Source organism: Paenibacillus sp. Marseille-Q7038 (assembly GCF_965111595.1).
In genome coordinates this window covers 1,582,253-1,608,197 of record NZ_CBCOOM010000001.1, presented here as the reverse complement: position 1 = coordinate 1,608,197, position 25,945 = coordinate 1,582,253, and the positions used below count along the sequence as shown (strand labels likewise).

Sequence of the window (25,945 nt, the reverse complement as noted above, 5' to 3'; positions counted from 1 at the left end):
GAAATCCTCCTGGTTTTTGAAAGTTATCCCCCACGTCATACGGCAAGCGAATACAAGCTGTGAAAAGTGCGGTTAATGTAAGCTCCTTTTAATTCCAAAAAACTCAGTTATTATTAATAGTCATACCTTTGGGGCACGTCTATATTATGCATCCCTGAACAAAGAACCGATATCTAATTCGTCTCAAATCATTGCCTAATCCTCTCAATACGATTTCATTTCTACAAACGAATGCGTATAATCATATAAAACACTCATTAAGGAGGGGCCAATGGTTGAAGAAATAGAAATCAGACAAAAAAACATTACAAAACTGATTAACCGCCATTGTAAACAACCAGGAGTATCAAAGACGATGATTCCTTCTTTGTTCCTTATTCGTTCGGATAAGATGGAGGAACCCGCCTATAGAGTATTTAATCCTTCCTTTTGTTTTGTTACTCAAGGGTTGAAAGAAATTTATCTGGCTGAGGAGCGCTTAGAATATGGCCCGTCGAATTACCTGATAACCTCTATGGATCTTCCGGTAATTGGGCAGGTAATAAAGGCTTCACCTGAGGTTCCGTATTTAAGTTTAAAACTTGAGATTAACCAAAATGAAATTTTAGAGGTGTTGAAAGACGCTAAAATTCACATCAACACAAAGGACAATGCTTCAAGAGCCATGTTCGTTGGTCAGATTGAATTATCGATATTGGATGCCGTGCTCCGTTTAGTTCAATTGCTTGATTCTCCTGAGGACATCTCGTTTCTTGCACCTATTCATAAGAAAGAGATCATTTATCGACTCCTTCAGGGGAAATATGGCTGGGCGCTTTCACAAATTGCAATGGAAGGAAGTAACACTTATCGTATCAGAGAAGCAATTGATCTAATTATCAAGCATTATGATCAACCTTTACGAATGGAAGAGCTTGCAGAAGTCGCTAATATGAGCACTTCTTCATTCCATAGACATTTTAAGGAAATCACTAACATGAGCCCGCTTCAATTTCAAAAACACCTTCGGTTACAAGAAGCCCGGAGTCTTTTATTAATGGAATCAGGGGATGCTTCTGAAGTTGCGTATCGGGTTGGTTATGAAAGTGCCTCTCAGTTTAGCCGTGAATATTCTCGGATGTTTGGATTTCCCCCAAAGGCGGACATAAAGCGACTAAAGGAAAAATTTGAGACAATAGAAGCGAATACAGATCAAAACCTTATTGGTACATCCTAAGTGTCAAAAGTGAAAATCTATTGATCAGAGTAAACTCATCATAATAAAAACGGTAGCTGCTCTTATTCCAGCTACCGTTTTTCGTTACCGAACAATACATAAGATAACTCAATCGTCGATAGACGTTATCCTATATTGCAGAGAGGATCGGGCAATGAAATGAGACAAATAGGATCACACTTGTCCATCCATTTATTGCATAATAAGGGGTGGATAGATAATACGGATTGAAAACAAACAAAAAAGGAGAATTCTAATGGAATATGTGAAACTTGGAAACACAGGTTTAGATGTATCTAAGCTTTGTCTTGGGTGTATGGGTTTTGGTGATGCAAAGCATTGGGTTCATCCATGGGTACTTGATGAGGCAGATTCTCGAACGATTATAAAAAAGGCTTTGGATAAAGGCATTAATTTTTTTGATACAGCAAATTGGTATTCGCTAGGAAAAAGTGAAGAATTCTTAGGTCGAGCACTCAAAGATTACGCAAACCGTGATGAAATTGTCCTCGCGACCAAGGTCTGGGGCCGAATGCATGAAGGTCCAAATGGTGCTGGGCTTTCTCGAAAGGCAATCATGAGTGAAATAGATAAAAGTCTTAAGAGACTGGGAACGGATTATGTAGATCTTTATATCATTCATAGGTGGGATTACAATACACCCATTGAAGAAACGATGGAAGCGTTGCATGACGTTGTAAAAGCAGGAAAGGTAAGATATATTGGTGCTTCTGCAATGTTTGCATGGCAGTTCCAAAAGGCATTACATGTAGCGGAAAAGAATGGATGGACTAAATTTGTGTCTATGCAAAATCATTTGAATCTCATTTACCGTGAAGAAGAGAGAGAGATGCTGCCTCTATGTAAGGAAGAAAAAATTGGGGTGACTCCATACAGCCCACTCGCATCCGGGAGATTGACACGTGATTGGTCAGAAACTACGCTTCGCTCCGAAACCGACCAAATTCAAAAGTCTAAGTACGATGGAACTATGGATGCGGATCGGATCGTAGTAGAGCGTGTTGCATCTATCGCAGAAAAACTTGGTGTTCCCCGTACTCAGATCGCTCTTGCTTGGCTGCTGCAGAAAGAAACAATTACTTCTCCTATTATCGGAGCGACGAAGATATCTCACCTTGAAGTCGCGATAGAAGCTCTATCGGTTACATTAACACCTGAAGAAATTTTGTTCCTTGAAGAGCCATATGTACCGCACCCAATAGTAGGTCACAATTAATTGCTTGATATATAAGTAAGACTATTAAATTGTTATGACGAAACGTAGACGGATTCCTAAAAACCATTCATCTCATAAATGAGATGGATGGTTTTTCGTTGTTTTCGTGTCATTTTCATATTTAGTTGGAGAGAAAGAGGTGCTAATCTATAATAGGAATAATATGTATTTTATAGGAGGAGAACTAGTATGTTAAGAATGTATACAGACCCTAAAGGTGAAGCTTATAAACAAGTTATAGATTTAGCGATACAGAATTCGGAATGTTTTGTGCTGGGTTACAAAATGGTGGATTTGCCTAGTGAGAATCAAAAGTATCAAAGTGTACTGGAAGAATTGAAACCTTATTTAATGAAAACAATCGTGATACAAAACAACAATAGGGAGGAAGTCATACAAATAAGAGAAGCATATCGCAGTCATGCCTTTTATTGTTCGGGAACCTACTATTTTTATAAATCCTGTGAAGAAAGTGGTCTTCTATTAAAGCAATTTGCAGGAAGCCTATCGGATTGGATTTTTCCTAATTTACCAGAAGACTTGTGCTTCTTAAAAAAAGATGGCGAAGACTACCTTTATTCCGTTGTCCATGAGGGTATGTACGGGATAAATGTGTCAGAGAACGAAGCGATCGAGCTGATGGATCAAATTACAGGACTTTTCATAGAAATAGAGGCACATCGGGACTTCAATCGTCTGCTAGATGATGCTATTAAGCAAAAAACGGATCGGCTATATATAAGTGGACATAGACTGAAGAAGCTGCCAGATCGAATCTGCGAACTTACAGAGTTACGATGGTTAGAAATATTTGAACAAGATCTTTATCGGTTACCTCAAGCATTGTTCGAGTTAAGTAAGTTAGAAAGTTTGAGGATCATGACAGCAGACCTTGAAAGCATTCCCGGATCTATTGCCAAGTTAAAGAACCTAAAAGAGCTTCAAATCAGTTGTGCTAGTTCAGATAGACCTGATTCCACTTGGCGGACGAAATCAAAGGAAGAGATCAGTTTAAATTGTATTCCCACTGAGATTGGAGAACTTGAGCAGTTGGAGCAGCTAACGATCAATTATACTTCGATCCATGAACTACCAATTGAGTTAGAGAAACTCAAGCGACTCAGGTCTCTAAACATAGAAAATTGTATGATAGATCAGAAACCAGCTTTTCTTCAACGGATGAAGCAGCTAGAGTACGTTAATGTTTCAAGGAATTCAATCTTCGAAAGTCTTGCTTTGAATGAATATGAAATGGATTAAAGTATGTTTGAAAGCCAGAAGAGAGGGTAAATAAAGATATAGATCTTATATTCAGTGTCTAATCATGAAGTAAATTAAAATTGGATGGATGTAGAAGGATGATGTGCAGTCAAAGAAAAACAAGGCCAGACCTCACCTATGAAAAAGGGAAGACTGACCTTGTATTTATTAAGGCTGTATCATGGATAACGTTAAGCGATATGTGGTTCAATAGCTTGATGGTAACTGTACAGGGATTCGTCAATGATTGTACTCAAGAAAACGGGATCAATGTCCCATAGTAGGGATTCCGCATAACGCCAAGCATTCTCTTCAATGCGCAGCCGAATTTGGGCTTGTTCAGAGACAGTGAGAGGTCCATCAAGAAGACCTGATAGATGTTTCAATTCTGCATCCTCAGCATGACCCAATTCATGAGCTAGAATAACAGAAATATATGAATGTAAGGGAGCAAGTGAGCCGAATAACATTCTGCATTGCTCCATAATTTCTTTTTGATATAGATACACGGTATGACTACTCATGTGATATTTGCCACCAACGAGGCGATTGTCCGGGAAAGTGGATTCAATTTGGACAAGCGCACGGCTACCTGAGCGTTTCAGTAGCTCAGTTACAGCCTGATTAAATAATTCTATGTTCAGTTTGGTTCACCTGTCTTCGAAGTAGAATGAAATTCTTATTGCAAATAGTACCGACATTGCTTCTTTCGTATAAATAGTATATATCAATTATAGAGCCAAATGTATAAATTTTTAAATATTTTTACATATGAAGGGGAGAGTGATTTGAGCTCCGTCACCAATCGAATCACCTTAGAGCGATGATTTCGCAGAGGGGATTAGAATATAAACAGAGCAACTGGTCAGTGCGATCAGTTGCTTTTTGGTATGTTAACTTTCCGAATAGTGTAAGAAATAAACGTAAATATTGTATAAATTCAATATAGATGAAGCACCTTATATTAAAAAAAGGGTGTTTCATTTGAACATAAAACAATGTGTGGTACTTGTCATCTTGATGAGTGCTTTTTTCCATATTCCAACTCTTTCGTTTGCTTCAAATCCAGATGTTAGGGAAAAGCAACTTGAGGAAGCTCTGTTGCAACAGCTTCATTCAAACATAACTGGAGCACTCAAAAGTATTTATAAAACAGAATATGTTATGATTGGATGTACAGAGATATCAAATATTCCATAAAATTATTACTGGCGAAAACAGTCGGAAATTAACCGAATAATTACATAGGTTCGAAGAGAGAAATGAAAGTGATGATACTTTTATAAAGATCCAAACATATTATGGGGAGGTTCAGTATGAACAATGAAAGTAAAGCGTTGTCACCAGAACAACGTGACGAATTACTCGGAACATTAAAAACACGTTTTGAGAAAAACATGAATCGCCACGAAGGACTTGAATGGGCAGCAGTAGAAGCAAAACTGGAACGGAATGCAGAAAAACTGTGGTCACTTTTCGAAATGGAAAGAACCGGCGGCGAACCTGATGTTACTCTTTATGATAAAGAGACGGGTGAATATGTTTTTTGTGATTGTTCGGCAGAAAGCCCTAAAGGCCGCAGAAGTGTGTGTTACGATCGGACCGCGTTGGAATCAAGGAAACAACACAAACCGCAGAATAGTGCTATGGATATGGCAACTGCCATGGGGATTGAGATTTTGACAGAAGAACAATACCGGGAGCTGCAGAGACTTGGGCCATTTGATACGAAAACATCGAGCTGGGTGAAAACACCTGATCATATTAGACAACTGGGTGGTGCCCTCTTTTGTGATCGTCGCTACGACACTGTTTTTGTGTACCACAATGGTGCAGATTCTTATTATGGTGTCAGGAGTTTTCGTGGCTCGCTAAGAGTCTGAATTTGTTGTTATTTTCTAAGAATGTTAGGATGAATTAATGGAGTTATTCGGAAAGAAGTGGTCAGTCCCATAAGTCGCCTATATGGCGACTTTTTTCGTATCTTTGCTTTCATAAGTGCTAACGAGCGGGATAGTAAGTCTTTATCCAACAACAATTCCTTGTATGAATGCGATCAACAAGTGGTTATCGATCCGGGGTCACAATTCGTTAATAAATATAAGATTCATGTCTCTTATAGCTATTGAGTTAGAGAAGGGTTAAGCTTATACTCACAGATGAAGAAAGCGATTACAGTAAAAGAAAGCAGGTGATCCTTCTCCTCTTTGCCAGCTTACTCTTCAATCGTATCCACGTGGCAATATTCTAACAGATACCACTAATGTTCTAACAGATATCACAGTGGAGGAAATGTATTCTCTTCCCTTTGTAAAGAGAACCATCGAATAGCAGCTTACATCTTCGTAATCCATTCATCATATGGTATATGCCAAAAATATGAAAAAAAGGACTTGGTATGATTAATAAAAAGAGTCTTCCTTTATGGGCAATGCTGATCTCTTTGGTGTTAATGGCAGGCATTCTTTTTGTAGTTGGTTCCATCATTTCAGCTGATAAGCAGAAGGAGAAGAAGAGTAAAATGCAAACTTATGTAGAAAAAATGCAGCCAGGATGGAACCTTGGAAATACGTTTGATGCAACGGGTGATGAAACATCTTGGGGAAACCCACTGACCACCAAAGAGTTGATCGCTGAGATTGCCGAACAAGGGTACAACAGTATCCGCATTCCAATTACGTGGGAGCACCGTATGGGCGACGCTCCTGACTATACGGTTGATCCGGATTTTATGAGAAGAATTGAGGAAGTTGTAGATTGGTCACTGGATGAAGGCCTTTATGTCATGATTAATATCCATCACGACTCCAGCGAATGGGTGAGGTACATGGATACGAATCATGATGAAGTATTAGAGCGATTCAATGCCTTGTGGACACAAATAGCAGATCATTTCAAAGATCATCCCAGCAAGTTAATGTTTGAGAGCATTAATGAACCTCGATTCTCAGAGGATTGGAATAAAGATGAACCTCAATATTTTACGATGCTTGGTGAATTGAATGATTCTTTTCATCACATCGTTCGGACTTCTGGAGGGGAAAATGGAAAGCGCCCGCTAGTTATTCCAAGTATAACGGCCTCTGCTTCCGAAGCCAGATTAGAGGAACTATACAAGACGATAACCAGTTATAACGATCCTAATCTGATTGCGACCATTCATTATTACGGATTTTATCCTTTTAGTGTCAATATGGCGGGAGCAACTCGTTTTGATGGAGCCGCTCAGAAAGATATCATGGATACGTTTGATCGGACATATGAGCGGTTTACGAAGGAATGTATTCCGGTCATTGTGGGTGAGTTCGGGTTATTGGGCTTTGACAAGTTTTTGGGGACCATCCAGCACGGAGAGAAACTGAAATATTTTGATTTTGTAAATGATTATGCCGGTCAAAAAGGGTTTACAACGATGTTATGGGATAACGGTCAACACTTTAACCGCAGGGAGTTCAATTGGTTTGATGAAGATTTGTATGCTGTTATCAAAGCTGGTTTCAAAGGTCGTTCCTCCCATGCGATGTCTGATCTTGTCTATCTGAAGAAGGGAGAGAATGTTCAGGACGTATCCATTCCTCTTGAGCCGAACGGAAACGAATTTCAAAATGTAAATATGAACGGAAAGACACTAATGAAAGACCAAGATTACACAATTCATGAGAACATACTCACTCTAAAAGCCAATTTCCTTGGTCAGTGGTCTGATACTGCTTATGGGAAGCAAGCAGAGCTCAATATCAATTTCACTTCAGGAGCCGATTGGAAACTTAACATTATTACCTACGATGTACCTCAGCTAAGTGAGACTTCTGGATCTTCGGATGAACTGATCATTCCAGTACAATTCAATGGAGATCAACTGGCTACGATGGAATCGCTCTATGAGGATGGGCGAAATGCGGGACCAGCGGATTGGACTTCGTTTAAAGAATTTGGACACTCATTCGTTCCATCCTATGAGACAAATGAGATCAAATTAACAAAAGCTTTCTTTGATGAAATCAGTGATGGGAAAGTCACTTTGAAGTTTCACTTTTGGAGTGGAGAAAATATAGAGTACATTATTGAGAAAGATGGGACTACGGTAACAGCCATTAAATCCTAAGGAGTGTATAATCCTGTTTTTTATGTTCTTTTGAATGTTCTTTTGTATGTTCCGAATAATGTGAGATTGCTAAGCGAAGTTTATGGTAGGAAATGTATGATTTAATTTTCATAAAATACAGTTTCAACGGTAGCCGGTCTTTTGGATCGGCTTTTTCTTATCTTACCAGCTACGGATTAAACCTAAAACTTTCTAGTAAGATACTTACATTATCATTATAGAAGGTAGTTTTGTTTTGAAAAAACAAAAAAATTCACCTTTTAAAAAAGATATTACATCGTGATTTTTGAAGGGGCAAGATATAATGAACTCGAACTTTAAACAAAGTAGTTATAAAAGCAGTAACCAGAAGGGAGGCAATCGGATAATATCGAGCTCGGCTGCACTTTTTCGTCATTTTAGAAAGCGCTTTATTTATTATTATATTAAAGGAGAATCAGTATAGTGGGGAAAAAGAAGCTAATTTCGATTCTTACAACGGCTGCATTATTTCTGAATTTGATGCCAGCTGGGCTCACATTTGCAGAGGAAACCCCCAAAGAACTGGGAAGTGCGAATAACCCGATTATTTGGGCTGATGTGCCTGATCCCGATGTCATTCGTGTGGGTGATGCCTATTATATGACCAGTACGACGATGCATATGAATCCAGGCGTTCCGATTATGAAATCGTATGATCTAGTACATTGGGATATTGTTAATTATGTATATGATATTTTGGACGAGACCGATAATCAAAGATTGAGTAACAATGAAAATGAGTATGGAAAAGGATCCTGGGCTAGCAGTCTCAGGTACCATAACGGTAAATATTATGTAGTGTTTTCTTCCAGTACAACAGGAAAGACATATATTTATCAAACGACCGATATCGAAAATGGACCTTGGACACACTCAACGCTCCCTTTTTATCACGATATGTCCCTTCTTTTTGATGACGATGGACGAGTGTATCTTGTACATGGAGGCGGCGATATTCGGATTGTCGAGCTGAACTCGGACGCCACTGCAGTGAAGGAAGACGGAATGAACAAAATCATCATTAAGGATTCGAGTCTAGTTGCAGGACCGAATGTGGGACTTCAAGCGGAAGGTGCTCATATCCAAAAAGTGAATGGGAAATATTATATTTCTCTAATCACTTGGCCGAGCGGCGGCATGCGAACACAATTGGTGTTCCGCTCTGACACTATAGACGGCCCCTATGAAGGGAAAGTCGCACTGCAGGATGCAGGGATTGCACAAGGCGGGCTGATCGATACGGTTTCAGGAGATTGGTATGCCTTTCTGTTCGGTGACCGTGGTTCCGTCGGACGTATTCCTTATTTAGTTCCCGTCACATGGGAGAATGACTGGCCGGTATTTGGTGTCAATGGCAAAGTCCCTGCTGAAATTTCTCTTCCATTACATAAAGGGGAATCCAATATTGTAAGTTCCGATGAGTTCTATAATCGCTCAGCACGATCAGGACTCCCTTATACTTTTGAAGACAGCAACGCACCAGATTTATCTTCAGAACTCTCGGAAGCGGATATGCTTGCAGCTGTTGGAGGATCAGGGAGGGAACTGTTAGTTAACGGTGGAATCGAGAGTGGTGTTGAACCTTGGACTGGAAACGGCACAGCCTCCGTATCCGTTACTAATGATGTTTATGGCAGCGGCGCATCTGCTCTGAAAACGACGGGGCGGACAGCGACCGGAGATGGTCCAATGCAGGTAATAACGGGTAAAGTAAATACCAATGTCACCTATACCTTCTCTACCAAGGTAAGGTACGATGAAGGGCCAGACCAGAAACAGTTCAACTTCAACATACAGAACGGTCCGAGCTGGCAAGGAATTAAGGTGCTTGGTTCGGCTATGATCACCAAAGGAGAGTGGGGAACGGTCCAAGGCACGTACACGCTCCCATCGGACGCCGATTTATCCCATACTTTTATTTTTATTGAGACACCATGGACAGCCACGCCCGATCAAAACACAGATCTGATGGACTTCTATGTCGATGACATTTCTTTTGCAGATACTTCCGTCTCAGAGCTAATTATCAACAGTGATATTGAAAGCGGTATCGAGCCTTGGACTGCTAATGGAGCAGCATCGGTATCTGTTTCAAATGACGTATATTACAGCGGTATATCAGCACTGAAGACGACCGGACGCAAGGCAACGGGAGATGGGCCGATGCAGTTGATTACCGGAAAGGTGGATACCAATGTCACTTATACCTTCTCTGCAAAGGTAAGGTACGATGAAGGACCGGAGCAGAAACAGTTCAACTTCAACATCCAGAACGGTCCGAGCTGGCAAGGAATCAAGGTGCTTGGTTCGGCTACGATGAAAAAAGGGGAGTGGGGAACACTCCGAGGCACTTATACGCTTCCTTCAGATGCGGATTTATCCCACACTTTTATTTTCATTGAGACACCATGGACCGGTAACCCGGATCCCATCACAGATCTAATGGACTTCTATGTTGACAACATCTCGTTTACAGCTTCGTCTGCTCCCATTCCAGATACACAAAAGCCAGGAGAGAGTGAAGGTAATGGCTCCAATCTAGGGCTTTCGTGGCAGTGGAACCATAATCCAGATAACAACAACTGGTCGCTCACCCAGCGTTCTGGATTCTTACGTCTAACAACGGGCAGAAAAAGCACAGGAATTCTAGATGCACGCAATACACTCACACAGAGAACATTTGGACCGGAAAGTTCAGGTTACATTGCTATTGAAACCGATCATATGAAAGACGGAGATGTAGCAGGTCTTGCCGCTTTCCAAAAAAATTATGGTTATGTCGGTGTTAAAAAGTCAGGAACCTCTAAATCGATCGTAATGGTTAACGGCAGCGGTGAACAACCGAAAGAGGTTGCCAGCATTCCGCTTGCTGAGGACCGAGTTTATCTGAAGATTGATATGGATTTTAAAAAGCAAACAGACAAAGCTTATTTCTATTACAGTCTTGACGGGGTAAGTTGGACAGCAATTGGAGAGCAGCTGCAAATGACGTATACCCTGCCTCATTTTATGGGTTATCGTTATGCATTATTTAATTACGCTACCAAAACGGTAGGCGGATACGTCGACTTCGACTATTTTAGAGTAGGCAACAAGATGACAGGAACAGGGGAGTTGGCTCCTATTCTTTCTGCGAGTCTGGATGATGTCTCGGACGTTCTAGGTGTTCCGAATGTAGAATTCGAAGTTCCGGTAAAAATGGAGGCATTGCCTGACGGAACCTATAATGGAATCTCTGCTTCCTTCGATATTCCGGATTTTGTATCCGTAACCGGAGTATCATTTCATACAGACAATATTAGTGGTACACCATCCTACTCATTTGCTGACCGAAGATTGGAACTGAAGGTATCAGGCAGTAACGTGAATTTTACGAATACCTCATCTGATCTGTTCGCCACCATTAAACTAAAAATGAAAGATTTTGTTCCGAAGGATCAAGCGGTTAAAATCCGAACGGATTACATCAAAACGGAAGGCGGCAATGTGGTATACAACGTGAGTGATGCAGTGGCAACTATTGATTTGAAGGCTTTGGACACGAAAGCTCTTGCCAAAGTACCTGGATATGCGAATCCGTTAGTCAGTCATAAATTCGGCGCAGATCCCTATGCGCTTGTCTTTAACGATAGAGTGTATATTTATATGACAAGCGATGCTTTTGAATATGATGCAAATGGAAACCTGAAAGATAATAGTTATTCCAAGATCAACACAATCAGTGTCATCTCATCGGAGGATATGGTGAACTGGACCGATCATGGAGAGATTCCCGTAGCAGGTCCGAATGGCGCTGCGAAATGGGCTAACAACTCTTGGGCTCCTGCTATTGCCCATAAGGTAATTGAAGGAAAGGATAAGTTTTTCTTGTACTTTGCTAATAATGCTTCCAGCATTGGTGTCCTTACCGCCGATAGTCCAATCGGGCCATGGACTGATCCGCTGGGGAAATCATTTATTAATAGCAGTGTTCCAGGAACGAACGGGGTAGTGTGGATGTTTGACCCGGCTGTTCTGGTAGATGATGATGGAACAGGTTATCTGTATTTTGGCGGCGGAATCCCTGGCGGAAATAATCCGACAGAAGAACAAATTGCTCATCCGAAGAGCGGCAGAGTAATTCAATTGGGTGACGATATGATAAGCACAGTAGGATCAGCAAAACTCATTGATGCTCCTTATCTTTTTGAGGATTCTGGAATTCACAAATATAACGGTAAGTACTATTATTCTTACTGTTCCAATTTCGCCGGTACACATCCGGAAGGTTCTCCGCCGAAAGGAGAAATTGCATACATGGTGAGCGATCATCCGATGGGGCCATTTACTTACGTCGGAACCATATTGCAAAATCCAAACGTGTTTTTCGATGTTGGGGGGAACAATCATCATGCCATTTTCGAATTTAAAGATCAGTGGTATGTTGCTTATCACGCTCAAACTCTTGCTAAGGCGATGAATAAAGCGAAAGGATATCGCTCTACACACATCAATAAAGTGGAGTTTTATGAGAACGGATTTATTAAACCGATCAAGGGCGATATGGAAGGAGTGGAACAGTTAGCTGTTCTAAATCCATACCAGCGCACCGAGGCAGAAACGATGGCATGGCAGGCCGGGATGATGACGGAGAAGTCCCTGCGGCCTGGTAACATGGTGGACAGCATCAACCTCAATATAACCGATGTCAATGATGGAGATTGGCTTGCTGTTGCAAACGCAGACTTCGGTACGAGTGGACCAAGTATTTTTGAAACTAGTGTAGCAGCAACCGCTGGGGGAACGATTGAAATACGACAGGACAGTCCAGTCGGTGATGTCATTGGTACGCTTGATGTGACGCCAACGGGCGGCGCGAATCAGTGGAAAACGCTGAAGACAGACGTCAAACCGGTTACCGGTGTTCACAATATCTTCTTTATGTTTAAGACAAAAGGCCAGGATTCTCTTCGAATGGATTACTGGCAGTTTACGAAGAATGAGATCGAACCGGAAGTGATTCCTCTGGAGTCTGTCTCCATAATAGGAGAAGCTACATCTGTTAAAGTGAACAGTTCACTTACGTTTGATTCCCAGCTAAATCCAGTCAATGCGACAAATCCAACATACCGCTGGGAAGCATTTAATCATCTTGAGATTACAGGTGACAGTGATAAAGAGACGGTAAATGTAAAAGGAATCTCAGCTGGCAATGGTACGTTGACTTTAACCGTTACTGCTGGCGGCAAAGAGATTACTACTCATATTACAATTAAGGTAAGCACCGAAGACGAAGGAAGCGGTACGCCGTCTGTTCCAAGCCCTGCCCCTTCAACACCAGCTCCATCGGATAGACCTTTGACTCCAGCGGCACCACAGCAGACCTTACCTATCGGTAAGAAAGATGCAGAAATAAAAGTTGGCGACAAAGAAGTGGACTTGGGTACAATCGGCACGACAACGCAGCAAAACAAGAAAATAACGACAATAGTACTTGATCAGAAGAAGCTGGAAACTTGGCTTTCAACAGCGAAGGAAGCCGATGTGATTGCCGTTACAGTTAAGGCAGACTCGGAGCATGTAATTACTCAATTTAACAAGAATATTCTAAAAGCCCTTCAGGATAAGAAGATCGTATTCGAACTACGGACCGACCTAGGGATCTTCAAGGTTCCAGCTTCCAAAATTAGTTTGAATTCCTTGCCGTCAGCAGGGGATGGAACAAGCACGGAAACGATGATTCAAATTGAGATTGCTGTTCCGGATACATCGATGAGCAAGGTTGCAGAACAGGTAGCAAAGTTAAAAGGCTTTAAGCTTAGCTCGGATCTGCTTGACTTTAATGTTAGAGCAGTACAAGGAAATAACGTTACAGATGTCACTCCATTTACTGGATATGTGGACAGAATGATTCCACTTTCGGATAATTCATCAGTTAACCAGCTATCTACTGGTGCTTTGATCGAACCAAAAGGTACAGTTTATCAGGTGCCGACTCAAATCGTTACAGAGAACGGGAAACGTTACGCAAAAATTAGCAGCTTGACTGGCGGCACTTACGCAGTGGTTACGAACTCCGTAGCATTTACCGATCTGACCTCGCATTGGGCACAAGACAGCATCAACAATCTCGGATCTCGGATGATTATTGATGGAACGGGAAGCGGTTTATTCCATCCAAATACGGAAATCACTCGTGCCGAATTTACTGCACTGCTCGTGCGGGCGCTTGGACTTCGTTCAGAGCAAGGAGAACTTGCATTAACGGATGTAAAGACAACGGATTGGTTCGCTGAACATGTGAAAACGGCGCAAATATACGGCCTGATCACTGGGTACGAAGACAACACTTTCCGTCCTAATGACAAGATTACAAGGGAACAAGCCATGCACATTGCCTCTCAAGCGATGGAAATTACTGAGCTGAAGAGAAGTTTGGCAGAACGATCAGTGGAAGAGAGGCTAAGCAGTTATGAAGATGCAAACAGCGTCTCAAGCTGGGCGAAATCAGGTGTGGCAGATAGCTTGCAGGCAGGTATTGTCTCCGGAAGAAGTTCATCGAATCTAGCGCCCAAGGCGTATATTACCCGCGCTGAAGCAGCAAAATTGACTCATGAACTGATGAAAAAGTCAGGGTTGTTCTAGTCTTACGTAAACAGGTTATAAAGTAAAACCTATAGACAAAGGAAAAGGGCATTCCTTAATTGGATTGCCCTTTCCCTTTGTTATGATGGTCAATTATGAATTTCTATGATTTCTGTGTTAATAAATTCTGGCAATGTTTTATCTTGTGATAGACTACGCAAGGTGTTAATGATCGCTTGGCCCCAATTCTGCTCATTTTGGGAGATGATGCGGGTAATTTGGCCGTTCTCGAGGGATTGATTGACATAGGGAGTAAGACCGAGCGCGACATTATATCTTTTAAGCCCTTTGGCTTTCCAGACTAGAACCGAACTTGAACTTGAAACGAAATCCAGGTTGATCAGCGCACTGAAGTGTGGGTGAGCCGATATCATTTCTTCCAACTGCTGAATGGCTTTTTCTTCGCTGGCATGGTTATGGCGAACTTTGAGCACGTCTATTTCGGTATACTCATCTAAATAATCCTGAAGCCCTTTTAGCCGCTGAGTTAATCCAAGCATTTGCGGCATGCCAGACTGGACCAGGACCATCCCCTCGCCGCCAAGCAAATTGTCTACGGTTTGGGCAATCACTTTACCCGTCTTATAGTTATCCGCACCGATAAATACATTCCGCTTACTGGACGGAGAGTCCGACTCGAAGCATATCACAATGATTCCGCTGGATACCGCTTTGTTGATGACGTCAATTAGAGCTTCGGAGTCAACGGGGATAATAGCTATGCCGTCAACTTCCTGTTTGATCATCATCTCCATGATTCGAATCTGTTGCTCTAGGTTTGCTTCATCTGGCGCTTGAACGATCAGTTTAATGTTATGATCGCTGGCTGAGGCTTCCGCATTTTCCGTTATCATCTCGTATGTGTCGTTTACCATAGGATAGATAATGCCAAAGGTTAGCTCGGGAACGTCTTTTGAAGCGAGTGGGAGAACCTCTTTCTTCTGATTCCATGTGTCCATTATAGTTCCAGTCTCCATACATCCACAGAGAATAAATGAGATTCCGAGTAGTAACGTCAGCGTCTGAACGGCTTTGAATCGGAAATTCACAAGCGATCTCCTTCTTTCGCAGTGGTCACGATCGACTCACCATCACGGCCGTGTTTGCGGTATTCCATTGGTGTCATTCCGGTCACTTTCTTGAACAGGTTAGAGAAGTAATGTTGATCACTGTAACCTACTTGAAAAGCAATCTCGAAGGTTTTGCAGCGAGTTGTTTTAAGCATCACTTTCGCTTTGCCAATTCGTGTGGCGGTTAAGTACTCTGTCATTGTCTGCCCGGTTTCTTGGCTGAAGACTTTGCTGAGATGGCTGGAGCTGACTCCAATTTGTTTAGATGTTTCATAAAGGGAGAGCTGGTCATTGTGGTAATTCTGCCGAATATAGAGTTTGACTTTTTCAATTAACTCTCCGTACTTGTCAGACCCTTTAGACCGCCACACCCACAGCTGCTCATATACTCCAAAAATATAATCAAGGCATTCTTCAACATTTGAAATTTTCCGGATATCCTTCTGCAACTCATGTATCATTTCTGCTTGATTTCCTTCTGAGCGAAAAGTTAACTTTGCGGTCTGGACTAATTCTAGGGTAATGTCGTTGATCAGATAGTAGGCATACATCGAATTAAAACTTATCTGACGAAGACCAATGCCCAGCTGACGAATAAAAGAGGGAGCCTCTTGAGGATTACCTACCTTTAAAAACTCAATTAGTCGGTAGCGGTCAAGCAACACACTGCCTGGTGTCTGGTCGATCGAGGACTCAATCAGAGCTGCTTTGTTCAGCTTCGACAGCTTTTTTATCATTCGGTCATCTTCGGCCTCTTGGAAGGAAAGATGTATACCCTGAAGACGTTCGTGGACGCTTCCGCAGCTTATGGACAGTTGCAAGCCAAAATGGATACTTTGTGGTTCCAATACTTGGATCAGAAGCTCGATTCTGCTTGATATTTGATCCGGGAGGCTGTCCTTTAGAATGATCACCGTTTCTGTACGGCTGCGCCTAAAGTAATAAAGTTCGGGGTATTCAATTAGTGTATTCGTAACGATTAGCTCGGCTGCTTGAATCTTAGAGTTCACAAGATTGGATTCGTCCAAGATGGATGGAACAATAGATAAGATAACGACAGCATAGTAAGGGGCTATAAGCTGCAGATTCAGCTCAGCAGCAGCTTCGATCGCAGCTCCTGTGCTAATTAGTCCTCCGCAAAGGTCGGCATATAGCTTATCAGGACTATACATATTCTTCTGTTTCAATCTATTTTCTTCATCAATCCTGGTACTGACCGCATTCAGCAACTGGAGTAGTTCCGCGGCGCCGACTGGCTTCAGGCAGTAATCCTCGACGCCAAGCCGAAGTGCGGTTTGGGCATAATGAAAATCATCATGTCCACTTAAGATGATGATTTTGATATCAGGGAATCTTTGTCTAACTACGGAAGCCAGTTCTAGACCGTTCATAAAAGGCATTTTAATATCTGTAATTAGAATATCTGGTACTTGTCCTTCAATGAGCGGCAGTGCTAACTCTCCGTCAGGAGCATCACCGGAATATAAGAAACCTTCTTTCTTCCAATCTATAGAATCCCGGATGCTTTCACGAATCAAAATTTCATCATCGACGAGTACGATCTTCTTTATAGTCAGTTCCCCCTGTTCTTAGGTATTCGTACAAAAATGGTTGTACCGGCACCTGCGATACTCTCTAGTTCGACTCCGTATTCACTGCCGAAATAAAGTCGTAGCCGCTGATGTACATTCTGCAGTCCGAAACCTCCTTCGGCGGGTTCTTCTTCCTCAGACTGGAGTGGTTGTTCGAGCTGATGTCTTAGCAAAGCTAGTCGGTCTATTGGGATTCCGATCCCATTGTCCGTAACTGTAAGAATAACGGCCTTTAATTCCAAATAACCTCCAATGACAATAAGGCCCTTCCCTCTTTTATTTTTAATCCCATGATACAAGGCATTTTCTATCAGTGGTTGAAGAGTCATGTTTAAAATCGGGTAATCTAAAAGTTCAGGATCGATATCGATCCGATATTCAAGTATATCCCGGTATCGCATCTGTTGAATGACCAGATAACTGTTGGCATGAGCTAATTCAGTGCGAATCATTACCCAGTCCCGACCTTTGTTTAAGCTGATTCGGAACAGGTCAGATAATGCTTTTACCAGCTGGATTACACCGTCGTTTTTGCCCGCTTCGGCCATCCAAACAATAGAATCAAGTGTGTTGTATAAAAAGTGGGGATTGATTTGAGCTTGTAGTGTTCGCAGTTCTGCTTTTTGCAGCTGCTGTTGTTTCCGTATACTTTGTTCCAGAAGTTCTTTTATCTTCTCCACCATAATGTTGAAGCTTTGTCCCAGATCCGCGATTTCATCCGTTCCAACCGGTTTAACTTTAGCTTCAAGATAACCGCTTGCAGTAAGCCTCATTTTATGCTGAAGAAGCTGGATAGGCCGGGTTAGTCGCTTGGTCAGCAAGTAATGAAGCGTAATTGCAAATACGATACTGAGTACTACACTAAGTATGATTAACTGCCTGATGCTGTTAGCTTCGGCAACGATCTCCTGCAAAGGAGCGATACCGATAATCGTCCAGCCAGTGGCAATAGAAGCAGTATGTACGATAAATTGTGGCTGATTGTCCGTTTGTAATACATATCCGTCTCTATCGGACTGATCGGGAAAAGGAAGGGGCGTATTTTGAATGATGTTCCTGTCAGCGTTCGCTATGGGAGGAACATAAATAGGATTGCTATGCTGATCAAGAATGTAAAAAAATCCTGTCTTGCCGATCTTTACCTGATCGCAAAACGTTTTAATAAACGAATCGTCTAAATCCACTGTAATAAACCCTATTACTTCATGAGTAATTTTTTGCTTGACTGCTGCCATAATCGAAATGACTCCTCGATCTTTATAAGTAAACCCATCAATTTGATCAAGGCTGCTAATTTGCGCGGACGGAATTCGTAGCACGATATCCGGGTTTTCAGCAAGTGTCTGGAAATGTTGATTCCGCAGCGGATTCGTATTGGACTGAAAAATCCCTCTGCGTTCACTGATCCCTTTCCCATAAAGATTAATCAAGCTAATATTGAGCACGCTTTCATATTTGTATGTGTCTCGGTAAAGAGAAAAAGTACGAAGAATATCTTTGGCTTCCATGTAAGTCTCCGACTGTGAGAGGAGAAAATGGATAACTTTGGGGTTATTACTTAGTTCCAGAAGCCTCTCGGTATCTATCAACAAATTATCGATATTTCTTCCTAGCATATCAGCTTGGAGCATTGTGGAGGCTTTACTGTGGCTTGCAACTGAATTGTAGGATTTCTGATATGAAATCATTCCCACCGTCATTAGCGGTATGGTGGTGAGGACGATAAACAAGGCCAGCAGCTTTGTCCTCAGGCTTGACGAAATCCAGCGCTTTATCCTCATCAGTTTGTTCCTCTCAAGGGATATGGTTCTAACATCTTCTAGTGTATACCAACTATGATCTATTCGAAAGTAAAATAAGAAAGCGTAACCAAATATTATACTTTTCAATAAAAAAATTACACTAAGAAGAACAAGATTACGATAAAAATCAAAAATAGAAAACAAACGCGAAAGACAGTCCATATCATGTTGTTTTGTAAGCGGTTTATAATTAGGTCAACGCCAAGGAATGGTGATTGATGAGGGGGAGAACAACAGTTATGAAGAGATTTGGAAGAATAGGTTTAGTGTTATCGTTAACCTTGTCCATGATGATGGTTGGAGCTTGTAGCAGTAATAACGGTGGAGGTGCTGCAGAGGAGAACTCTGGCAATTCCGGAACGAAATCAACGAACAACATCACGCTTGGCTTCTCTCAAGTAGGGGCAGAAAGCGGCTGGCGCAGTGCAAACACTAAATCAATTCAGGATTCCGCGAAAGAGGTCGGATATACCTTGAAGTTCTCGGATGCTCAACAAAAACAGGAGAACCAAATCAAGGCTCTTCGTTCATTTATTCAGCAAAAAGTAGATGTGATCTCTTTCTCACCGGTGGTAGAATCCGGATGGGATACTGTACTTAAAGAAGCAAAGGATGCAGGAATCCCAGTTATCCTAACTGACCGTGCTGTCGACTCAAAGGATACTTCGCTGTATGTGACGTTCCTCGGCTCTGACTTTGTGGAAGAGGGACGGAAAGCAGGTCAGTGGTTGACTGAGCAATATAAGGATGCCGCTGAGGATATTAATATCGTTGAACTACAAGGGACAACAGGTTCTGCTCCTGCTAATGACCGGATGCAGGGATTCAAAGAAGTGATCTCCAGCAATCCGAATCTTAAGATTATTGCTTCCCAAACTGGCGATTTTACACGGGCCAAGGGGAAAGAAGTTATGCAAGCTTTTCTGAAAGCCCACAAAGATATTGATGTTCTTTATGCGCATAATGATGATATGGCACTTGGTGCAATTCAAGCTATTGAAGCTGCCGGAATGAAGCCTGGAGAAGACATTAAAATCATCTCAGTTGATGCGGTTAAGGACGGAATGCAGGCTGCCAGCGAAGGGAAAATCAACTTCATAGTCGAGTGTAACCCCTTGCTCGGACCTCAGTTAATGAAGGTGGTACAAGATGTTGTCGATGGAAAGTCAGTTGAAGCCCGTATTGTGACTGAAGAAACAACGTTTACTTCCGAAGAAGCCAAGGAAGCCTTGCCGAACCGTCAATATTAAACCTAGCATATTCTAAAAAATTCGTTTACATCGCCACTCCGCCCCCCTTCTTAGCCAGCGGAGTGGTAGTGGTTTCACTAAACCAAGGAGTGGATGAAGATATGAGCGGTACTACGCCCTTATTGCAAATGACCAACATACATAAACGGTTTCCAGGAGTCAAAGCGCTCTCCGATGTAAGTCTCCGTCTCTTTCCTGGAGAGGTGCATGCGCTAATGGGTGAGAATGGTGCAGGAAAATCCACGTTGATCAAAGTACTGACCGGAGTGTACTCCATCGATGAGGGAACAGTTGAAATGGAGGGTAACCCCATAACTATTCATAGTCCGCTACAATCACAGGCGGCCGGAATCAGTACAGTGTATCAGGAAGTTAATCTATGTCCCAATCTGACAGTGGCTGAAAACATTTTTATCGGGAGAGAACCGCGCAAACTAGGCCGGATATTTTGGAAAGAAATGAACCGAAGGTCAGAAAAGTTACTGAAGGATCGCCTAAATCTGGATATAGACGTAGATCAGCCTCTATACATGTATTCTGTGGCTGTTCAGCAGCTGATTGCTATTGCCAGAGCATTAAATATTTCCGCCAAAGTTCTGATCCTGGACGAACCAACCTCAAGTCTGGACAAAAATGAAGTCGAGCAATTATTCCGTGTATTGAGGAAGTTGAAAAGTGACGGTCTTGCCATTCTTTTTGTTACTCATTTTTTGGATCAGATGTATGAGATTTCAGATCGAGTGACCATTCTGAGAAATGGTGGATTTGTAGGTGAACATTTAGCGGAAGATTTAACCAGGCTTGATCTTGTTCTGAAGATGATCGGTAAGGAACTGAATTTGTTGGAAGAGCTACCTGTTCTGTCAGGAACGAATAAGGATAATTCACTTGAGGAGCTTCTCCAAGCTGAAGGTCTTGGCCGAAAGGGAGCAATTGAGCCATTTGATCTGACTATCAATAAGGGAGAGGTTGTTGGCTTTGCAGGTCTTTTGGGTTCTGGCCGCACCGAAGCTGCACGGTTATTGTTCGGAGCAGATAAAGCCGATACCGGCAAGCTGAAGTTTGCTGATGGAGGGGAAAGCATACATTCACCGCGCGATGCCATTCATCGTCAGATTGCTTTTTGTTCAGAAAATCGAAAGACGGAAGGTATCATCGGAGACCTTACGATCCGGGAAAATATTGTTTTGGCTTTGCAGGCCAAACAGGGCTGGTTCAAGACAATATCCCGCAAGCGACAGGACGAAATTGTGAATGAATATATCCGTATTCTAAATATTAATCCTCCCAATCCTGATCATTTGATCAAGAATTTAAGCGGAGGGAATCAGCAGAAGGTATTACTCGCTAGATGGCTTTTGACGGAGCCGAATTTGTTTATTCTGGACGAACCGACCCGTGGTATTGATATCGGTGCGAAAGCAGAAATTCAGAAGCTGGTATTGACACTATCACGCCAAGGAATGTCTTTTGTGTTTATTTCTTCAGAGCTGGAAGAGGTAATACGCGTCAGCGATAGAATCGCAGTACTGCGTGACCGTCATAAAGTAATGGAAATTTCAGATAAGGATATGAACCAGCATACAATCATGCAGGCGATAGCAGGGAGTTGAGATCATATGAAAACCATTTATAAACATCATTTATTCTGGCCATTGTGCGTACTGGCTGCACTGATGTTATTTAATCTGATTTATTCTCCTGATTTCTTCTCAATTACGCTGCAAGACGGACATTTATACGGCAGTCTGATCGATATTCTCAACTTCGGGGCCCCATTAATACTGGTAGCGATTGGGATGACTCCAGTAGTAGCTACGAGAGGGATTGATTTGTCCGTCGGATCAATCGTGGCTATATCGGGAGCTATTTCCTGTCTTTCTATCAGTAAAGCTTCAGATCAGAATATGCTCTCCTTGATACTGTTATCGGTACTTATGTCAGTGGTGCTTTCTCTTATTCTGGGTATATGGAATGGGGTGCTGGTATCCGTTGCTGGAATTCAGCCGATAATTGCCACTTTAATTCTTATGGTGGCCGGACGTGGAATAGCTCAACTTATTACGGGAGGGCAAATTATCACCGTGACTAGTGAAATATTCTCTTACATCGGATCCGGTTCTCTCGCGACTTTACCGTTCTCCATCTTTGTGGTTGCGGCTGTTCTCGTTATAGCAGCACTGCTCACACGCAAGACTGCACTTGGGCTATTCATTGAATCGGTGGGCTGTAACCCGGTAGCGAGTCTGATGTCTGGTATTCGAGCCAATTGGGTTATAATATCGGTTTATATGTTTTGCGGATTGTGCGCCGGCATAGCCGGATTGCTGTTAAGTTCAAACGTATCTAGCGCTGATGGAAATAACGCTGGACTATGGTATGAACTCGATGCAATTCTGGCAGTCGTTATCGGCGGAACTTCACTTAACGGAGGACGATTCTATTTACTCGGAACGGTTGTAGGCGCCTTGATAATCCAAACGCTGACTACAACGATCTACATGATCGGTGTTCCGCCGGAGATTACGTTAGTTGTCAAAGCTTTCGTAGTACTTATGGTCTGCTTGGTCCAGTCATCTGCTTTCCGATCCGCTATTGCCTTGCGCTGGAGAACGCGGCATTATCCAGCAGAAAAGGAGATATCACGCCATGTATCTTAAAAACAAATATCTTCCCATTATTGTAACGATATCGTTGTTTCTAGTCATGTTTGTAGCAGGTTCTTTTCTATATACTGGTTTTTTCTCTTTGCAAGTGCTGATGAATCTTTTCGTAGATAATGCCTTTCTGCTGATCACTGCTGTTGGTATGTCCTTTGTTATCCTTTCCGGTGGTATTGATTTGTCCGTCGGCTCGGTTATTGCGCTCACAACAATGGTATCAGCGAGCTTGATTCAACAGCAGGGATGGTCTCCAGCCATCGTTATTCCGCTAGTACTGGTTATGGGTGCTGTATTCGGTTCCGGAATGGGAGCCATGATCCATTATTTTAAAATTCAACCTTTTATCGTAACTTTAGCGGGAATGTTCTTGGCTCGTGGATTATGCTATGTGATTAGCATCGATACAATAACGATTGATAATTCCTTCTATACGGCTGTTGCTCAGACCAAGATCACGCTCCCAGGAGGAAGTTTTATTTCAATTAGCGCAATTATTGCGTTGATTGTCACAGCCGCCGCAATTTTTATCGCTCACTATACTCGGTTTGGTCGGAATGTGTACGCTCTTGGAGGGAACGAACAATCGGCGCTCCTCATGGGGCTTCCGGTAGCACGCACCAAAGTACTGGTCTACACGTTTAGCGGATTCTGTTCTGCATTAGCCGGTGTTGTATTTACGTTCTATATGTTGTCGGGATATGGGCTACATGCCGTTGGCTTTGAGCTTGATACGATTGCAGCGGTCGTAATAGGTGGAACTTTACTTACCGGAGGGGTTGGATATGTACTTGGAACCTTTTTTGGTGTCCTGATTCAGGGAGTAATCCAAACCCTAATTAGCTTTGATGGCACGCTCAGCTCATGGTGGACTAAAATTGTAATCGGCTTGCTTCTTTTCATCTTTATTCTGTTTCAGCGAATACTTAGTGAAAGACGTTCTATTTTGAAGCAATAACAACTGTCCATACGCTAGAAATGTTGATACAATTAGCATCGGAATCCAACTCTGGTTATCCGGTGTTTTTTTGTTTATTCATGTAATCGCTATCATTATTAAAGGGGGTTGCAGTTAAAGTGAGGAGATGGTTGATATGCCTAGTATTTTTGTTGTTAACTGGATGTTTTGAGACTGGAGAGAGGATTGTTCAGCCTTCGATTACGCCTTCGGAGATGCCGTTGAGTATCATTACCCCTCCGTCAGTGGAGCTTCCTGTACCCAAAACGATTGTACTTGGTTTCTCCCAGTTGGGCTCAGAGAGCACCTGGAGAGCTGCAAATACGCATTCTATTAAAGCGGCAGCCCTTGAGGCTGGCATTACTTTGATTATGAAAAATGCTCAACAATCCCAACAAAGCCAAGTAGAAGCAATCCGTTCGTTTATAGAGAGCGAAGTAGATATCATCGCCATCGCTCCTGTTGTGCAGACCGGTTGGGATGACATTCTGGAGGAAGTCAAGCAAGCCGGTATTCCCGTCATCATTCTTGATCGCGCCGTGAATGTGAAAGACCACTCACTTTATGTTACCTGTATTGGTTCCGATTTTTTTGAAGAAGGCGTGAAGGCGTCTAAATATATGCTGGACAAGATGCGTAATCACTCGGGACGAATAAAAATTGCCGAATTGCAGGGTACGATTGGGTCGACCCCTTCGATTGACCGTGGACGAGGGTTTCGGGAAACTATCAAGGGTCTGAATTCCTTTGAAATTACGCTGACCCAACCTGCAGATTTTACTATGGCCGGCGGATATAAAGTCATGCGGGAATTTCTAAGCCTATCTGAAGATGAGTGGCCGCAGGTGCTATTTTCCCATAACGATGACATGGCCATTGGTGCAGTAAAAGCGATTGAGGAAGCCGGGCTGAATCCGGGCACTGATATTATTATTATTTCTGTTGATGGGACGCGGCGGGCTTTTGAACAAATGATTGCTGGAAATATTAATGCAGTCGTCGAATGTAATCCGCTCCTTGGCCCTCTATTGATGCAGGCTACCCAAGAGATTATGTCGGGACGGACCCTCCCCAAGCGCATGGTACCTCCGGAAGATATTTTTCCTCAGGAACTTGCAGCAATGGAAGTAGGGAATCGTACATATTAGCCATAGTCTTCCGACATTTTTGGACTGAATAGAGGGTTGCCTCTTTGATGTTCTTATCTCATTTACATATTTCCTTCGAATCAATCTACACCCCCATACTTTGAAATACATCCTGCTTAGTTAGAGTTACTTGCTTATTGTTAACAGACAGATACATTCCAATATATGTTAATATTATCATGTGTCAATTTTTATTAATATTGCCATCGGAACAAATAAACACTGTGAATCTTAGGGGGAAGCATATGACTATTTATTTTGTTAGACATGGGGCAGACGATGAAGGATACCGTGGGGGCTGGAGTCAAAGAGGACTTAATGTTGAAGGCTATAGGCAATCAGAAAAACTAGGTTCTTATCTTAAGGATAACCAGAATACTTATCAAATACATCGTATCGTGAGTAGTGACTTGCAACGGGCACTTAATACAGCCAATGAGATCGCAAAATATTTGGATTTATCCGTTGAAAGTAACAGTGAGTGGAGAGAAACGAATAATGGTGTACTTGCTGGAATGCCTAACGAAATCGTCAATGAAAGATTCCCAGGGTTATTTTTTTCGAGTTTACGAATGGAAGAGAGGTACCCTGAAGGTGAGAGTCCTTTGGAGTTTTATCTGCGGATTAAAGAAACATTTAAAAGGTTAGGTGAGGAGCAATCAAGTAACAATTATCTTGAAAACGTAATCATTGTTACTCATGGCGGAGTTATTAATGTCGTCTACCATATGTTAAAAGGTCAAGAATGGACAAATAAGAATAAATCATTCCCCGTTTCCAATACAGGCATTCATAAAGTGGAATATTCAAATGGACAGTGGAATGTAACCGTTGAAAATTTTTTGGAGCATTTATAATATCAGCGACTTGCTACGCAAATGAGGAGGATAGCTCAATGGAAAATCGAATTCGTGAACATATGAATACATCATTTTTAGGGGATATATTAATGTTTCTTAATAGAGCAACATTAACGGACAGAAATAAAGTTTCGTGAAAGGA

General features: G+C 42.1%; 17 protein-coding genes. 13 read left to right on the top strand and 4 right to left on the bottom strand.

What is annotated here, in order from left to right:
- Nucleotides 1-271 precede the first annotated feature (271 nt).
- The 3 genes from ACWPWY_RS07815 to ACWPWY_RS07805 all read left to right on the top strand — a co-directional run bounded on the left by ACWPWY_RS07815 (nt 272) and on the right by ACWPWY_RS07805 (nt 3,713).
- Nucleotides 272-1,216 (top strand): AraC family transcriptional regulator N-terminal domain-containing protein, encoded by a 945-nt coding sequence (locus ACWPWY_RS07815; protein ID WP_454191149.1) that lies wholly within the window; start codon nt 272-274, stop codon nt 1,214-1,216.
- Nucleotides 1,217-1,472: 256 nt separating this feature from the next.
- Nucleotides 1,473-2,453 carry an aldo/keto reductase gene (locus ACWPWY_RS07810; protein ID WP_454191148.1) on the top strand — a complete coding sequence of 327 codons (981 nt, stop codon included), beginning with the start codon at nt 1,473-1,475 and terminating at the stop codon, nt 2,451-2,453.
- Between the two features lie 189 nt (nt 2,454-2,642).
- A complete protein-coding gene (locus ACWPWY_RS07805; protein WP_454191147.1) occupies nt 2,643-3,713 on the top strand; it encodes a leucine-rich repeat domain-containing protein in 1,071 nt (356 codons plus the stop codon).
- A 191-nt stretch (nt 3,714-3,904) separates the two neighbouring features.
- On the opposite strand, the gene ACWPWY_RS07800 is transcribed toward ACWPWY_RS07805, so the two are convergent.
- Nucleotides 3,905-4,237, bottom strand: a complete 333-nt coding sequence (locus ACWPWY_RS07800; protein WP_454191146.1) for a hypothetical protein — start codon at nt 4,235-4,237, stop codon at nt 3,905-3,907.
- A 460-nt stretch (nt 4,238-4,697) separates the two neighbouring features.
- Here ACWPWY_RS07800 and ACWPWY_RS07795 point away from each other — a divergent pair, with 460 nt between their 5' ends.
- The 4 genes from ACWPWY_RS07795 to ACWPWY_RS07780 all read left to right on the top strand — a co-directional run bounded on the left by ACWPWY_RS07795 (nt 4,698) and on the right by ACWPWY_RS07780 (nt 14,463).
- Nucleotides 4,698-4,913 carry a hypothetical protein gene (locus ACWPWY_RS07795; protein WP_454191145.1) on the top strand — a complete coding sequence of 72 codons (216 nt, stop codon included), beginning with the start codon at nt 4,698-4,700 and terminating at the stop codon, nt 4,911-4,913.
- Nucleotides 4,914-5,029: 116 nt separating this feature from the next.
- Nucleotides 5,030-5,596 (top strand): DUF4256 domain-containing protein, encoded by a 567-nt coding sequence (locus tag ACWPWY_RS07790; protein ID WP_454191144.1) that lies wholly within the window; start codon nt 5,030-5,032, stop codon nt 5,594-5,596.
- A 515-nt stretch (nt 5,597-6,111) separates the two neighbouring features.
- Nucleotides 6,112-7,818, top strand: a complete 1,707-nt coding sequence (locus ACWPWY_RS07785) for a cellulase family glycosylhydrolase (RefSeq protein WP_454191143.1) — start codon at nt 6,112-6,114, stop codon at nt 7,816-7,818.
- Between the two features lie 444 nt (nt 7,819-8,262).
- Nucleotides 8,263-14,463, top strand: coding sequence for a family 43 glycosylhydrolase (locus ACWPWY_RS07780; protein WP_454191142.1), 6,201 nt, complete (start codon nt 8,263-8,265; stop codon nt 14,461-14,463).
- A gap of 89 nt (nt 14,464-14,552) precedes the next feature.
- On the opposite strand, the gene ACWPWY_RS07775 is transcribed toward ACWPWY_RS07780, so the two are convergent.
- The 3 genes from ACWPWY_RS07775 to ACWPWY_RS07765 are packed head-to-tail and all read right to left on the bottom strand — an operon-like array spanning nt 14,553 to nt 18,906.
- On the bottom strand, nt 14,553-15,512 hold the full coding sequence (locus tag ACWPWY_RS07775; RefSeq protein ID WP_454191141.1) for a sugar ABC transporter substrate-binding protein: 960 nt from the start codon (nt 15,510-15,512) through the stop codon (nt 14,553-14,555).
- Nucleotides 15,509-17,095 carry a response regulator gene (locus ACWPWY_RS07770; protein ID WP_454192831.1) on the bottom strand — a complete coding sequence of 529 codons (1,587 nt, stop codon included), beginning with the start codon at nt 17,093-17,095 and terminating at the stop codon, nt 15,509-15,511. The genes ACWPWY_RS07775 and ACWPWY_RS07770 overlap by 4 nt, the downstream gene beginning before the upstream one ends.
- Nucleotides 17,096-17,106: 11 nt before the next feature.
- Nucleotides 17,107-18,906: a sensor histidine kinase gene (locus tag ACWPWY_RS07765; RefSeq protein ID WP_454191140.1), complete on the bottom strand. Its 1,800-nt coding sequence runs from the start codon at nt 18,904-18,906 to the stop codon at nt 17,107-17,109.
- A gap of 260 nt (nt 18,907-19,166) precedes the next feature.
- Between ACWPWY_RS07765 and ACWPWY_RS07760 the strand changes: the two genes are divergently transcribed.
- From ACWPWY_RS07760 to ACWPWY_RS07735, 6 genes are all read left to right on the top strand, one after another.
- A complete protein-coding gene (locus tag ACWPWY_RS07760; protein WP_454191139.1) occupies nt 19,167-20,177 on the top strand; it encodes an ABC transporter substrate-binding protein in 1,011 nt (336 codons plus the stop codon).
- Nucleotides 20,178-20,278: 101 nt separating this feature from the next.
- The gene (locus tag ACWPWY_RS07755) at nt 20,279-21,790 is read left to right on the top strand and encodes a sugar ABC transporter ATP-binding protein (RefSeq protein WP_454191138.1); all 1,512 of its coding nucleotides are present in this window, start codon (nt 20,279-20,281) and stop codon (nt 21,788-21,790) included.
- Nucleotides 21,791-21,796: 6 nt separating this feature from the next.
- A complete protein-coding gene (locus ACWPWY_RS07750; RefSeq protein ID WP_454191137.1) occupies nt 21,797-22,837 on the top strand; it encodes an ABC transporter permease in 1,041 nt (346 codons plus the stop codon).
- Nucleotides 22,827-23,795 (top strand): galactofuranose ABC transporter, permease protein YjfF, encoded by a 969-nt coding sequence (yjfF, locus tag ACWPWY_RS07745; protein ID WP_454191136.1) that lies wholly within the window; start codon nt 22,827-22,829, stop codon nt 23,793-23,795. Before ACWPWY_RS07750 ends, yjfF begins: the two co-directional genes overlap by 11 nt.
- 119 nt (nt 23,796-23,914) lie before the next feature.
- The gene (locus tag ACWPWY_RS07740) at nt 23,915-24,943 is read left to right on the top strand and encodes an ABC transporter substrate-binding protein (protein ID WP_454191135.1); all 1,029 of its coding nucleotides are present in this window, start codon (nt 23,915-23,917) and stop codon (nt 24,941-24,943) included.
- A 245-nt stretch (nt 24,944-25,188) separates the two neighbouring features.
- Nucleotides 25,189-25,800, top strand: a complete 612-nt coding sequence (locus ACWPWY_RS07735; protein ID WP_454191134.1) for a histidine phosphatase family protein — start codon at nt 25,189-25,191, stop codon at nt 25,798-25,800.
- Nucleotides 25,801-25,945: the final 145 nt, after the last annotated feature.